Source organism: Prauserella aidingensis, from assembly GCF_024171865.1.
Classification (GTDB): domain Bacteria; phylum Actinomycetota; class Actinomycetes; order Mycobacteriales; family Pseudonocardiaceae; genus Prauserella; species Prauserella aidingensis.
Genome location: NZ_JAMTCN010000024.1, coordinates 44,555 through 57,652, shown reverse-complemented (window position 1 = coordinate 57,652; position 13,098 = coordinate 44,555). Strand labels below are relative to the sequence as shown.

The 13,098-nt window shown below is 71.0% G+C and carries 13 protein-coding genes; 7 read left to right on the top strand and 6 right to left on the bottom strand.

Features of this window, described 5'->3' with window-relative positions:
• Positions 1-41: 41 nt before the first annotated feature.
• Genes LY13_RS20260 through LY13_RS20250 form a run of 3 tightly spaced genes read right to left on the bottom strand, consistent with a single transcriptional unit; the run spans position 42 to position 3,981 of the window.
• Entirely contained in the window at positions 42-890 is an 849-nt protein-coding gene (locus tag LY13_RS20260) for an alpha/beta fold hydrolase (RefSeq protein WP_253830186.1), read from the bottom strand.
• On the bottom strand, positions 887-2,188 hold the full coding sequence (locus LY13_RS20255) for an Rv3212 family protein (protein ID WP_253830185.1): 1,302 nt from the start codon (positions 2,186-2,188) through the stop codon (positions 887-889). Before LY13_RS20255 ends, LY13_RS20260 begins: the two co-directional genes overlap by 4 nt.
• Positions 2,189-2,193: 5 nt before the next feature.
• Complete coding sequence (locus tag LY13_RS20250) at positions 2,194-3,981, bottom strand: DEAD/DEAH box helicase (RefSeq protein WP_253830184.1); 1,788 nt, start codon at positions 3,979-3,981, stop codon at positions 2,194-2,196.
• 302 nt (positions 3,982-4,283) lie between these two features.
• On the opposite strand from LY13_RS20250, the gene LY13_RS20245 reads away from it, so the two are divergent.
• Together LY13_RS20245 and LY13_RS20240 are read left to right on the top strand one after the other, a co-directional pair.
• Positions 4,284-4,940 (top strand): ferritin-like fold-containing protein, encoded by a 657-nt coding sequence (locus LY13_RS20245; protein ID WP_183657680.1) that lies wholly within the window; start codon positions 4,284-4,286, stop codon positions 4,938-4,940.
• A 148-nt stretch (positions 4,941-5,088) separates the two neighbouring features.
• The gene (locus LY13_RS20240; RefSeq protein ID WP_253830183.1) at positions 5,089-5,319 is read left to right on the top strand and encodes a DUF3107 domain-containing protein; all 231 of its coding nucleotides are present in this window, start codon (positions 5,089-5,091) and stop codon (positions 5,317-5,319) included.
• 241 nt (positions 5,320-5,560) lie between these two features.
• Here LY13_RS20240 and LY13_RS20235 read toward each other — a convergent pair whose 3' ends face one another.
• Complete coding sequence (locus LY13_RS20235; RefSeq protein ID WP_253830182.1) at positions 5,561-5,887, bottom strand: DUF4873 domain-containing protein; 327 nt, start codon at positions 5,885-5,887, stop codon at positions 5,561-5,563.
• The gene (locus tag LY13_RS20230) at positions 5,884-6,675 is read right to left on the bottom strand and encodes a TetR/AcrR family transcriptional regulator (protein ID WP_372493865.1); all 792 of its coding nucleotides are present in this window, start codon (positions 6,673-6,675) and stop codon (positions 5,884-5,886) included. The genes LY13_RS20235 and LY13_RS20230 overlap by 4 nt, the downstream gene beginning before the upstream one ends.
• An 81-nt stretch (positions 6,676-6,756) precedes the next feature.
• On the opposite strand from LY13_RS20230, the gene LY13_RS20225 reads away from it, so the two are divergent.
• Both LY13_RS20225 and LY13_RS20220 read left to right on the top strand, forming a co-directional pair.
• On the top strand, positions 6,757-7,662 hold the full coding sequence (locus LY13_RS20225; protein ID WP_253830180.1) for an AurF N-oxygenase family protein: 906 nt from the start codon (positions 6,757-6,759) through the stop codon (positions 7,660-7,662).
• An 8-nt stretch (positions 7,663-7,670) separates the two neighbouring features.
• On the top strand, positions 7,671-8,714 hold the full coding sequence (locus tag LY13_RS20220) for an alpha/beta fold hydrolase (protein WP_253830179.1): 1,044 nt from the start codon (positions 7,671-7,673) through the stop codon (positions 8,712-8,714).
• Here LY13_RS20220 and LY13_RS20215 read toward each other — a convergent pair.
• Positions 8,653-9,276 (bottom strand): TetR/AcrR family transcriptional regulator, encoded by a 624-nt coding sequence (locus tag LY13_RS20215; RefSeq protein WP_183657667.1) that lies wholly within the window; start codon positions 9,274-9,276, stop codon positions 8,653-8,655. The two genes, LY13_RS20220 and LY13_RS20215, sit on opposite strands and share 62 nt — an antisense overlap.
• A gap of 86 nt (positions 9,277-9,362) precedes the next feature.
• Between LY13_RS20215 and LY13_RS20210 the strand changes: the two genes are divergently transcribed.
• From LY13_RS20210 to moeZ, 3 genes are all read left to right on the top strand, one after another.
• Entirely contained in the window at positions 9,363-10,463 is a 1,101-nt protein-coding gene (locus LY13_RS20210; RefSeq protein WP_372493864.1) for an alpha/beta fold hydrolase, read from the top strand.
• Between the two features lie 156 nt (positions 10,464-10,619).
• Positions 10,620-11,669: a DUF3152 domain-containing protein gene (locus LY13_RS20205; protein ID WP_301299408.1), complete on the top strand. Its 1,050-nt coding sequence runs from the start codon at positions 10,620-10,622 to the stop codon at positions 11,667-11,669.
• A gap of 105 nt (positions 11,670-11,774) precedes the next feature.
• The gene (gene moeZ, locus LY13_RS20200) at positions 11,775-12,953 is read left to right on the top strand and encodes an adenylyltransferase/sulfurtransferase MoeZ (RefSeq protein ID WP_253830215.1); all 1,179 of its coding nucleotides are present in this window, start codon (positions 11,775-11,777) and stop codon (positions 12,951-12,953) included.
• The last annotated feature ends 145 nt before the right edge of the window (positions 12,954-13,098 follow it).

The following is a 13,098-nucleotide window of genomic DNA, read 5'->3' as shown; positions in this document are numbered from 1 at the left end:
CCCCGGAACTGCAACACGCGGGGTTCGGTTCTCGACGGCCGTCAGAGCCAGGCGTGCCACTCGGTGAGGAGGACGTCGAGGAGGAAGTGCGGGTTCTCGGTGTTGGGGGAGTGGGCGGCGTGGGGGACGACGGTGAACGTCGCGGCGAGCCTGCGGGCCATGTCCTTCTGCAGATCGACGGACCAGGCGTCGTCGCGTTCGCCCGCGACGACGAGCGCGGGGCGGTCGCCGAGTGCGGCGGCGAGTTCCTCGGTGCGGTCCGGTTCGCTGCGTAGGCCGCGCGCCATGCCCAGCAGTCCCGCGGCGGCCGAGTTGACGAACCGCGTGCGCAGGAACTCGCGCAGTTCCGCGGCGGGCAGGCCGCCGAGCTGCTCACGGATCGCGTACACGGCTTCGACGCCCTGGGTGCGCAGCAGCGGCTCACCCGCCTCGAGAGCCTGGGCGCGCAGTCCGTGCGGCAGCCGGGCGGGACCGCTGTCGAGGAGGGTGAGGCCTGCGACGGGAGCTCCCGCGAGTACGGCGCCGCGCGAGACCAGCCCGCCGTAGGAGTGGCCGAGCAGCACGACGGGGCCGTCGAGCGCGGTGATCAGTTCTGCGACGACCTCGCCGAGCCGGTCCGGCAGGTACGCGGCCTCGTCGTCGGGGCCGGGGGACTCGTACTGGCCGGGCAGGTCGATCGCCAACGGGTGCAGCCCGCCGTCGGCGATGCCGTCGAGCAGCGGTGCGAAGTCCTCTTTGGACCCGGTGTAGCCGGGTACGAGCAGTGCGGTGCCCGCGACGTCGGCGGGTTCGGGACCGGACAGCGCGGCGATGCCGCCGGGCAGGTCGATCCGCCTGGCGCCGTGCGGGGACAGCTGGGAGAACGCGGTCGTGCGGGGATTCCCGGTCATCGCAGTGCCACCACCTCGTCGCCACGGCGTTCGAGCACCACGGGGCCCGCGGTCGCCATGCGGATCGGTCCTCGGTAACCGCCGCGGTCGACGGCGATCGTGCGGACGGTGTCGCCGCTCGCGGCGTCGAGCACGGCCAGCCCGCCGCCGACCGGCGCGAGGTACCGCCCGGCGTACGACGTTCCCGGACCGCGCGTGCCGTGCACCGTCCACTGCGGAGTCAGGTCCGCCGTGGACAGTGCCATCGTGCGGGAGCCGGTGAACCAGTAGACGTTCTGCGGCCCGCGGACGGTGGGCATCACACCGTCGCGCGGCTCACGGTCCAGATCGGACTGCGGAAGGTCGAGCGGGTAGCGGGTTTTTTCCCGGCCCTTCGAGTCGTACAGGGCGAGTTCCCTCGCCTCGGGCAGCAGCACCGCCGAACCGCCGGGCACCATCGCGACGAGCTTGGCGCCGCGTTCGGGCAGCGTCTGCGAGAACTCCTGTTCCGGTTGGTCGGACTCCTCCGGCGCCGCCTTGAGCACGGTCAGCAGCGCGCCCTCGCGGCCGGGACAGCGTTCGATCACCCCGACACGGCCCGATGCCGCGGCGACGGTGCCGTAGGTGCAGTTCGGCCGTGGCTGGTAACCCGCGTTGACCTGGGCGTACACGCGCCCGAACTCCATGCTCTTGACCAGGTCGTCGCGCCAGGTGTTCAGCAGCCGGTCGCCGGTGGTGGTGACGTACCCGCCGTCGCCGACGAGCCGCGTGCCGCGTTCGGCGTCGCCGTTGCGCTGGGCGGTGCGGGCGCCCGTGCCGGCGTCGAGCTGGGTGACCTCGCTGCAGCCCGCGTCCTTGCGGTACACGGCCAGTGCGCGTTCCCACTCGGCGCCGACGGTGCACAACGGCAGGTCGCGGGCGTACCGCCAGCGGACCTCGCCGGTGCCGGGATCGCGGCCTGCGACCTCCCCGTCGTGGCCGGTGATCACGGTGCCCGCCGTCGCGACGGGCACCGGGGTCGCCGAGCTCGGCGCCCGCCACGCCTCGTGGAGGTCCGGCGGCACGGTGGCCGGTTGCGCGGGCACCCGTCCGGGTGCGCGGCCGGTCTCACTGATCGTGGCCCGGCTGTCGCTGCCCGCCCAGACGACGAGGCCCGTGACGACGGCCGCCACGGCGAGCAGCGCGGCGGCGACGCGGTCGCGCCTGCGGTTCCACGGCGAGCGGCGGCTCCGCACCGTGGTGGGTGCGGAGCCGCCGTCGTGGGTCGTGTCGCCGGTTGCGGTGTCCGGCTCCGGCTCTGGTGATCCGGTGGAGCTCACGGACGTCAGTCTGCCGCGGCCGACGTTTCGCCCGTGTTGGTGGTCTGCGACGTGGTGTCCTGCGAGGCCTCGGAGCCGGAACCGCCCCGGCCGCGCCCGCCGCGGCGGCGCCGCCTGCGCGCGGGTCGCTGGCCGCCGTCGGCCTGCCCGTCGCCACCGCCGGTGGCGCCGTCGGCCGAGGCGTGGCTCTCGGTGGCGGGCTTCGACCCGCTGCCGCCACCGCGGGTGCGGCGGCGCGAGCGCGACCGTCCGGAACCGGACGAGCCCGTCTGCGCGGTCTCACCGTCGGACGGCGACTCGGCGCCCGTGGACTCGGCCGGACCGCCGTCCTCGGAGCGTCCGCCGCGCGTGCGCTTGCGGGGCTTGCGGTTGCGCGAGCGGGCTGCGCCCCCGTCGCGAGAGCCGCCGTCGCGGGAACCGCCCCGCTCACGCCGCTTGTCGCCCAGGTCCTCGGCGTCCTCGGCGGACAGCCCCTCACGGGTCCGCTTGCCCAGCGGCAGGCGGCCCGTCGCGTCGGCGGGGATGTCGAGGTCGGAGAAGAGGTGCTTGGACGTCGAGTACGTCTCCACCGGCTCCGGCTGGTCCAGTCCGAGCTCGTCGGAGATCAGCTTCCACCGGGGGATCTCGTCCCAGTCGACGAGGGTCACCGCCACGCCCGTCTTGCCCGCGCGGCCGGTGCGGCCGATGCGGTGGACGTAGGTCTTCTCGTCCTCGGGCATCTGGTAGTTGATGACGTGGGTCACGTCGTCGACGTCGATGCCGCGCGCCGCGACGTCGGTGGCGACGAGGACGTCGACCTTCGAGGAACGGAAGGCCCGCAGCGCCTGCTCCCGCGCGCCCTGGCCGAGGTCACCGTGCACGGCGGCCGCGGCGAACCCGCGGTCGGTGAGCTCGTCGGCCACCTTCTGCGCGGTGCGCTTGGTGCGCGTGAAGATCATCGTCAGGCCGCGGCCCCCGGCCTGCAGCACCTTCGCGACGAGCTCGGGCTTGTCCAGCGAGTGGGCGCGGTAGACGAACTGCGTGGTGCGCTCGTGGATGGCGCCCGCGTCGTTCTCCTCGGCGCGGATGTGAGTCGGCTGGGTCAGGAACGTCCTGGCCAGGTTGATGATCGGCCCGGGCATGGTGGCCGAGAACAGCATCGTCTGCCGCTCCTCCGGCACCATGCGCAGGATGCGCTCGATGTCGGGCAGGAAGCCCAGGTCGAGCATCTCGTCGGCCTCGTCGAGCACCAGCGAGCGGACCTTGCCGAGCACGAGGTGACGCTGTTCGGCGAGGTCCAGCAGCCTGCCGGGCGTGCCGACGACGATGTCCACGCCGCGCTGCAGCGCCTCGATCTGCGGTTCGTAGGGCCTGCCGCCGTAGATCGACTCGACGGTGATGCCGAGGTTCGCGCCCGCCTCGGCCAGGTCCTTGGTGACCTGGACGCACAGTTCGCGGGTGGGGACGACGACCAGCGCCTGCGGCGTGCCGTCGCCGGGGGTCTCGAGCCGCTGCAGCAGCGGCACGCCGAACCCGAGGGTCTTGCCCATGCCGGTCCGGGCCTGCCCGATCACGTCGTCGCCCTTGAGGGCCAGGGGCAGGGTCAGCGCCTGGATGGCGAAGGTGTGGTGTTTGCCCGACGCCGCGAGTGCCGAGATGATCTCGGGCTTCAGTCCGAATTCGGCGAAGGCCGGAGTGTCGGCTTCCGCGGCGGGGCGGGAAACGTCGGGTGCGACATCGGTTGCGGGACCGCCGGCGCTGTCGGCGCCTGCGGTCTGGTTCTGGTCCTGGATGATGGAAATCGCCTCTCTCATACCGGCGCGCAAGCCAGGCATATACCGCGATGGCTCGACCACACTCACATCCGTGTTTTCGCGTTCGTGACCAGCGAAGAAATACGGTGTGGGAACATCGCCGAGGCGTGCACGCACATTGCTTCTCACCTGCGTGTTCACCTGCCACGAATACGTCTTTCGCGGCGGTCCACGAGTGGTGAAAATCGCTCTCGGTCCCAAGTGTACAGCGAACACGCCGACATATCGTGACGCCCGCCGCATTCGATCACGTGTCGTTGGTAACTGCGGGCCGGTTTGCGCTCTCGACTACGGTGAACGTCGTGACGGAGGCGCGTGCGGAAATCAGTGACGGCGTGGTCGACCTGCTCGGGGTCCTGGCCTACGGCGAGTTGTCGGCGTTCGACCGGCTCGCCGAGGACGCACGATCGGCTCCGACCCTGGCCGGGCGCGCCGCGTTGGCGGCCATGGCCGGTGCGGAGATCGGGCACTACGAGATGCTCGCCAACCATCTGCACGCCCACGGCGCGTCGGTCGAGGAGGCGATGCAGCCGTTCCGCAAGCACGTCGACGCGTTCCAGGAGTCGACGGCGCCGCGCACGTGGTTGGAGTCCCTGGTCAAGGCCTACGTCGTCGACAACCTCGCCGCCGACCTGTACCGCGAGCTCTCGACCGTGCTCGACGACGAGGTGCGCCGCCTCGTGCTCACCGTGCTCGACGACACCGGGCACTCGGCGTTCGCGGAGCGCGAGGTGGCGGCCGCCATCGAGGCCGACAGCACCCAGCGCGACCGGCTGTCGCTGTGGTCGCGCAGGCTCCTCGGCGAGGCACTGACTCAGGCGCAGTACATCGTCGCCGAACGGGACGGGCTCGCCGAGCTCATCGTGGCGGGGTCGGTCGATCTGTCGGGCATCGCGGCGCTGTTCCGCAAGCTCCAGCAGGGACACGCCAAGCGCATGCAGGTACTCGGCCTGGGCTGACCACGACCGCCCCGAGCAGACCTGATGCCCCAAGGGCACTTTGGTTGCATTGAATGCAACCAAAGTGCCCTTGGGGGCTTTCTCCGGGGCGGCGCGCTAGCCTGGGTGGGGAACGAACAGGCTCAACTTTTCGCAGCGGAGGTTGCACGTGGAGGTCAAGATCGGCATCAAGGACACCCCGCGGGAGCTGGTGGTGTCCAGCGGCCAGACGGCCGAGGAGGTCGAGAAGCTGGTTGCCGAAGCACTGGGTGCCGAAGACGGCCTGTTCAGCCTGACCGACGACAAGGGCCGCAAGTACCTGGTCCCGTCCGACCGGATCGCGTACGTCGAGATCGCACCGTCGGACGCACGTCGCGTCGGCTTCGCTGTCGGCGGCTGACCCGCCGGCGGCCGACGCCCGGCCGCACCCGAAGACCCGGAACATCCGAACGCCGCGCCTCCCGAGGGGAAGGCGCGGCGTTCGTCGTGTGTCGGGCCCCGCCGGTCGACGTGCCCTGCGAGTACCGGGCGGCCTGCGACGGCCGGGCGGCCGGGCGTCCCCGGGGATGTGGGCCGCCCCGGGGACGTGGGTCGCCCCTGGCTCACCCGGGAACGTGGTCCGGTCCGGCGGCGCGGCCCGGTCAGTGGGCGGTGGCCTCGACCTCGTCGAGCGTGGTCGGTACGGCGAACGGCGGGGTGCTCGTGCCCATGATCCGGTACCGGTCCCACGGGTCGGGGTCGGAGATCTCGCTGTCGGCTGCGCCCTCCGGCGTGGTGAGGCGTGCCTTGCGCTTCTTGCCGCCGGTGAGGGCCATGAGCTCGTCGTGGCGCTTGATCCGGCCGTACCAGTGGTAGTAGCCGTCGATCGGCTGGAAGTGGCCGCGCAGTTCGACCTCGACCGTCAGCTCGGTCTCGTCGACCAGCAGCGTCGCCGTGCCGGTGTAGCCGTCCTCGTCGTGTTCGCTCATCGTGCTGCTCCAGCTTCGTCGGTGGGGCCTGCCGTGTCGTCGCGGTGGAACTGGACGATCTTGTTGGTGTCGACCGGCCGGTCGGGGTCGATCTCGATGCCGTGCTGCCGGGCGAGTCCGTCGATGGCGGCCCAGATGATCCGGGTCAGGTATTCGACGACGGCGTCGCGGCTCATGCTGCGCTTGGCCAGCCACCATTCGCCCGTGTTGTGCACGAGTCCGACCACGCCGTGCGCCCACGGTTCGGCCGCGCCCGAGTCCACGTTGAACATGCGCAGGTAGTCGCCGAGCAGCGCGGTCAGTGCGTTGGCGATGAGTGCCTTGTCCTCGGCGACGACGTCGGTGACCTCCGAGTCCAGTGGGCGGTCGGCGAACCGCCTGCGGGCGAGCAGCCGGTACAGGTTGGGGTGCTCCTCGAGGACGGTGAAGAACGCGTCGAGCGCCATGCGGATGCGGGGCACCGGGGCGAGTTCGGCGTTGATCGCCGGCATGAGGCGTTCGAACAGGATCTCGGTGCCGCGGTCGCCGAGCGCGAGGTAGAGGTCGGCCTTGTCCTCGAAGTGGCGGTACAGCACGGGTTTGGTCACGCCCGCCGCCGCCGCGACGTGTTCCATGCCCAGGTCGGGACCCTGTTCCTCCAGCGCGGCCAGTGCGGCGTCGACGAATTCGGCCCGGCGCGCGATGCGGTGCTTGCGCCAGCGGTCCTTCCTGGCATCCCCACTTCCGGGTGTTGCCTTGTCCGACGACTTCTTCTTGTTCGACTTGACAGGGTCCGGCATGCCTCGCATGCTACCAGAAGTAACTGTTACCGGAAGTTACATTAACAACGGGAGCAGTCCTCACCGAGCCGCGAAAGGTGGTGGCCCGCGATGACGCGGACCCTGGGCGATGCCGGGCGCGAGAAGACGGCCGAGCGTCTTCTGAAGTCGTCGGCGAACAAGTTCTACGACCCCGAGGTCGACATCGACTGGGACGCCCCACTCGTCGACGGCAAGCGGTTCATCCCCGAGGAGCGGTCGAGCCTCTACGGCACCGACCTGTGGGAGACCCTCACTCCCGAGCAGCGGATCGAACTCGGCAAGCACGAGATGGCCAGCATCGCCACCAACGGCATCTGGTTCGAGGTCATCCTCATGCAGCTGCTCCTCAAGGAGGTCGACAACGGCGACCCCACGACGAGCCACGCGCAGTACGCGCTGACGGAGATCGCCGACGAGTGCCGGCACTCCACGATGTTCGCGCGCATGTCGAACACGTTCGGCTGCCCGCACTACGGCCCGGTGAAGTGGCGCCACAAGCTGGCCAAGATCCTCCCGATCATCGGCTACGGCCCCGCGCTGTACGGCTCGATCCTGGTCGCCGAGGAAATCCTCGACCGGCTCCAGCGTGAGCAGATGAACGACCCGGAGATCCAGCCGCTGGTGCGCATGGTCAACCGCATCCACGTGCTGGAGGAGGCCCGGCACGTCACGTTCGCGCGCGAAGAGGTCACCCGTCGGATCAAGGGCATGGGCAAGGTCGAGCTGGCCTATCAGCGCTGGCTCATCGCGTTCGTGTCCTGGCACATCACCCGCAGCCTGGTGAACCCGCACGTCTACAAGTCCGTGGGCATCCGCCCGAGGGACGGCTACCAGGCGGCGCTGAACAACCCGCACTGGCGGGCGACACTGCTGTTCTCCGGCGAGAAGATCATGCCTTTCCTCGACGAGGCCGGCCTGGTCGGCGCGCCCGGCATGCAGCTGTGGCGCAGCGCGGGCCTGCTGCCGAACAAGTGAGGGCGGGCATGACGACGACCACCGTCACCTCGTCGGACGGAACGCGGCTCGCGGTCGAGACCTGCGACCCCGTCGGGGACGCGGGCTCCCGGGTGACGCTCGTGCTGGTGCACGGGTGGACCCAGGACCGACGCACCTGGGACCGGGTGGTGGGCGAGCTCGCCTCCTCGGCCCGCATCGTGCGGTACGACCTGCGCGGGCACGGCGACTCGGACCCGGCAGGGCCGGACTCGGCGACGATCGACCGACTGGCCGACGACCTCGCCGAGGTCATCGCGACACAGGCACCTGCGGGGCCGGTCGTGCTGGCCGGGCACTCGATGGGCGGCATGACCGTCATGGCGCTGGCGGACCGGTACCCGGACCTGGTGGCACGCCGCGTCGCGGGTGCGGCGTTCGTGGCGACGTCGTCGGGGAACATGGACCGGGTCACGCTCGGGCTCCCGGCCGCGCTGGGCAGGGGAGCAGCGCGGCTGGAACGCCGGCTCGCGACGCTGCTGCTGGCGTACCGGAAGGAGCGGCTGCCGGTGGGCGGGCCGTTCGCGTCACTGGGCAGCCGGCTGCTCGTGTTCGGCAAGCGGCCGCGGAAGGCGGACGTCCGTTCGGTCGCGGACCAGCTGCGCAAGGCGCACCCGCGCAGCGTGGGCGGGTTCCAGAACGCGATCTCGTTGCACGACCGCCGCACCGCGCTGGCGGCGCTGCGGACCGTGCCCACGGTGGTGATGGTCGGCGACCGCGACCGGCTCACCCCGGTCGAGCACGCGGAGGCCATCGCCGACGAACTGCCGGACGCCCGGTTCGTGCTGCTGCCCGGTGCGGGCCACATGATCACGCAGGAACGGCACACCTCGGTCGCCGAGGCGATCGGCGGGCTGGTCGCCGACGCCCGCAGCTCCGCTGCCGTGGACGCCGCAGCGGGCGGCCGCGCCGCCGGGGGCGGTGCGGCCGGGAACGGGGTCGGCGGCGACGGAGCCTCCGGGGACGGTGCCGCTACAGCGGATGGTGCAGGGGGAAACCCGCACCGATCCCGCGCCACGCCAGCGTCGAGGTGAGCCGTACGGCGTCGTCGCGGCTGATGTCGCTGTCCTGGTCGAGCCAGTAGCGCGCGCTGACCTGGCTCATGCCGACGAGGCCGACGGCCAGCAGCCGCGCACGCTCCGCGTCGAGCCCGGCGTCGGACATGATCGTCTTGGCGATCGCGTCCACCGTGGCGGTCGTCGCCCTGTCGACGGCCTGCTGCACGTCGGGCTCGCCGCGGAGGTCGGATTCGAAGACCATGCGGAACGCGCCGACGTCGCCGTTGACGAAGTCGAAGAACGCGCCGACGGCGTTCTGCACCCGCTGCTTGTTGTCCGTGGTGGAGGCGAGCGCGCCCTCGACGGCCCGCACCAGGTCGTCGACGTGGCTCTCGAGCAGCGCGATGTAGAGGTCGAGCTTGCCGGGGAAGTGCTGGTAGAGCACCGGTTTGCTGACACCCGCCTGCTCGGCGATGTCGTCCATCGCCGCCGAGTGGTATCCGTTGGCAGCGAACACCTGCTGTGCCGCGGCCAGCAGTTGGGCACGTCGCTGCGTGCGGGGCAGTCGCACGCCCTTGCCGTGCGCCGTGTCGGTCATCTTTCGCCTCCAGACTTCCCCGGGCACATTACTCGGCGGTATGTAAGTAACGCCAAACATCGAGTTCATACGGCATCCTGGACGTCGTGTCCGAGACCGCATCGACGACGAGTACCCCGATTCCGCAGGACCGGGAGAGCCCGGCCGTCCGGCCGACGGGGTCACCCCGACGGCCGTTGACGCACGTGCCCCTGTCGCGGACGGTTCTGCCCGCCCACGATCCGATGTTGCCCCCGTGGGAGGGCTCCTGGGAAGCCGTCGCCGCGCCCGGTGACGCCGCGCCCGGTGACGGCTCGGTGGGCGGCCATGCGGGCGACGAGGCGGGTGGCCTGCGGCTCCACGTGCGCCGCACGCCGGGCCGCGTCGGCGAGACGGCCGTCTACGTCCACGGCCTCGGCGGGTCGTCGACCAACTGGACGGACCTGGCCGCGCAGCTGGCGCCGCACGCCGAGGGGATCGCGCTCGACCTGCCCGGCTTCGGCTTCTCCGAGCCGCCTGCCGGGTTCCGCTTCAGCCTCGACGCCCACGCCGACGTCGTCGCCCGCTACCTGGAGTCGCTACGGCGCCCGGTGCACCTGGTGGGCAATTCGATGGGCGGGGCGGTCTCGTTGCTGGTGGCGGCGCGCAGGCCGGAACTGGTGTCCACCCTCACGCTCGTCTCGCCCGCGATGCCCGACCGTAGACCCGACCCGCGCAGGCTGTCCGACCCCCGGATGGCACTGGCGATGCTGCCGGTGATCGGGACGCCCGCGCGCAGGCAGCTGGCGCGGCTGACGCCCGAGGAACGCGCGCTGCAGACGATCCGCCTCGTCTACGCCGACGCCGATCGGTTCCCGCGCCACCGGCTGACCGAGCAGGCCGAGGAGTTCGCGGCGCGGTCGGAGTACGCGTGGGCGGGCGCCGCGCTGGCACGCAGCACCCTGGAGATCTTCCGCTCGTGGTTCACGCCCGGGACGGGGTCGCTGTGGTCGGCGGCGCCGCGGGTGCGGGTGCCGACGCTCGTGGTGTGGGGCACCGAGGACCGGGTGATCTCGGTGCGACGCGCCCGGCCGACGGCGCTCGCGATCCCGTCGGCTCGGCTGTTGGTGCTGCCCCGCACGGGGCATGTCGCGCAGATGGAACGCCCCGTGACCGTGGCGCGAGCCGTCCTCGGCATGTGGGAACACATCGCCGACGGCCGCTGGTAGCCCATCGGGTGACACCGTGCGGCGCTCGGCCGGTGTGGCAGGCTGGGCGGTGTGGACAGGGTGTCGCACGAAGCACGGCGGGAGGGTGAGCGGTCCGGGTATTCCGGCCGCGGCCCCGGGCGTGTGCGGCACCACCGCGCGTCCGGTGCGAGGCCGTTGGACGAACGCTACGGGCCCGCGCTGCGCAGGCCGGGTGAGCCGCTGCGGGCGTCCTGGCGGCCCCACGACGAGGACGGCGACGCGGAGCCACGCGAGCGACGCCGGGACGTGGCCGCAGACCCGGACGAGGAGGCGGACGACGCCGATGCGGTACGCCCGCGGAAGTCGAAGTCCGGTTTCCGTAGGGTCGTCGCCACCTACGGCTGGCGGGTGTATGCGATCCCGGTGTTGCTCGTGGTCACCGCGCTCGTCGTCGTGGACACCACCAAGACCGATCCCGACCGGCCGGGCGCGGAAGCGAGCGGTCCGTCGGCCGCGGTCGGTACGCAGGAGCCCGGCGGCGACGCGGGCGGGGTCGACGAGATCCCGGCGAAGAAGCAGAACCTGAACATCCCCACGGCGGAACTGCCCGAGGGCAGCGAGTTCACGCGCGGCGGGCAGGGCACCTGGCATGTCGTGCCGGGCGGTGGCGACCCGGTCGGTACGAGCGGCAGGCTGCTGCGCTACACGGTCGAGGTCGAGGACGGCATCGCCCCCGCCGACATCGTGGGCGAGGACAGCTACGCGGCCACGGTGGAGGGCATCCTCTCGGACGACGAGCGCGGCTGGGTCAGCAGCGGCGACGTGCGGCTGCAGCGCGTCGACGACAGTGGACCCGAGCCCGACTTCTACGTGAGGCTCACCACTCCCGAGACGGCGAAGGACGTCTGCGGCGACGCGATCCCGTACCCGGCGTCGTGCCACATCGACGGCGAGGTCGTGATCAACCTGGCCCGGTGGGTGCGGGGTGCGAAGGCGTTCAGCAGCGACCTGACGGCGTATCGCCAGTACGCCGTCAACCACGAGGTCGGCCACGCTCTCGGCAATGGTCACGTGGGGTGTGCCGAGGAGGGCGCGCTGGCGCCGGTGATGATGCAGCAGACGTTCGGCGTCGCCAACGACTACGTCGCGAAGCTCAACGACACGCAAGGCGGTGACGCGGGCAGCGTGCCCGCGGACGGCAAGACCTGTCGTCCGAACGCGTTCCCGAACCCCCAGGCGCAGTGAGCCGGATCTCCCCGCGATCCGTCCAGCATGTGGACACGGGAAGGTTCGGGGGCTCGGACCGGTTATGAATGGATGGACTGCGACAAGCGCGAGATGGAGGACGTGATGTCGACTGCGCTGCCGCCGCTCGTCGAGCCGGCTGCCGAGCTGACCAAGGATGAGGTCGCCCGGTACAGCAGGCACCTGATCATCCCGGATGTCGGAATGGACGGGCAGAAGCGGCTGAAGAACGCCAAGGTGCTCGTGATCGGCGCGGGTGGGCTCGGCAGCCCGGCGCTGCTGTACCTCGCCGCGGCGGGAGTGGGCACGCTCGGCGTGATCGACTTCGACGTCGTGGACGAGTCGAACCTGCAGCGGCAGGTGATCCACGGTCAGTCGGACATCGACAAGCCGAAGGCCGTCTCGGCCAAGGAGTCGGTCGCCGAGGTCAACCCGAACGTCGACGTGGTGCTCCACCAGGAGCAGCTGACCAACGACAACGCCCTCGACGTCTTCCGCGACTACGACCTGATCCTCGACGGCACGGACAACTTCGCCACGCGCTACCTGGTGAACGACGCCGCGGTGATCCTCGGCAAGCCGTACGTGTGGGGCTCGATCTTCCGGTTCGAGGGCCAGGTCAGCGTGTTCTGGGAGGACGCGCCCAACGGCCGCGGCCTGAACTACCGCGACCTGTACCCGGAGCCGCCGCCTCCCGGCATGGTCCCGTCGTGCGCCGAGGGTGGCGTGTTGGGCGTGCTGTGCGCGTCGATCGGTTCGATCATGGTGACCGAGGCGATCAAGCTCATCACCGGTATCGGTGACCCGCTGCTCGGCAGGCTGATCAGCTACGACGCGCTCGAGATGCGCTACCGCGAGGTCAAGATCCGGAAGGACCCGGAGACCCCGAAGATCACCGAGCTGATCGACTACGAGTCGTTCTGCGGTGTCGTCTCCGACGACGCGCAGCAGGCCGCCTCCGGCAGCACGATCACGCCGGCCGAACTGAAGGCCAAGTTCGACGCGGGTGAGAACTTCGAGCTCATCGACGTCCGCGAGCCGCACGAGTACGAGATCGTCAACATCAAGGGCGCGAAGCTGATCCCGAAGGACCGGATCCTGTCGGGCGAGGCACTCGCGGAGCTGCCGCAGGACAAGCCGGTCGTGCTGCACTGCAAGTCGGGCCAGCGCAGCGCCGAGGCGCTCGCGGCCCTGCACAAGGCCGGTTTTTCGAGCGCCACGCACCTCGGCGGAGGCGTTTTGGCATGGGCGAAGCAGATCGACACGAGCTTGCCTACATACTGATAGGTGGCAGCGCCTGCTGAAGGCGTCGTCTTGTGTGCTGCCGGCTGAGACTTGCTCAGGCCATCTGGCCGGTTGCAGGGTGCGGCGGAGGCCCCGGAGCTGGAAACCCCAGCGCCGGGGCCTTCGTCTTTTCCGGGGCCGTTCC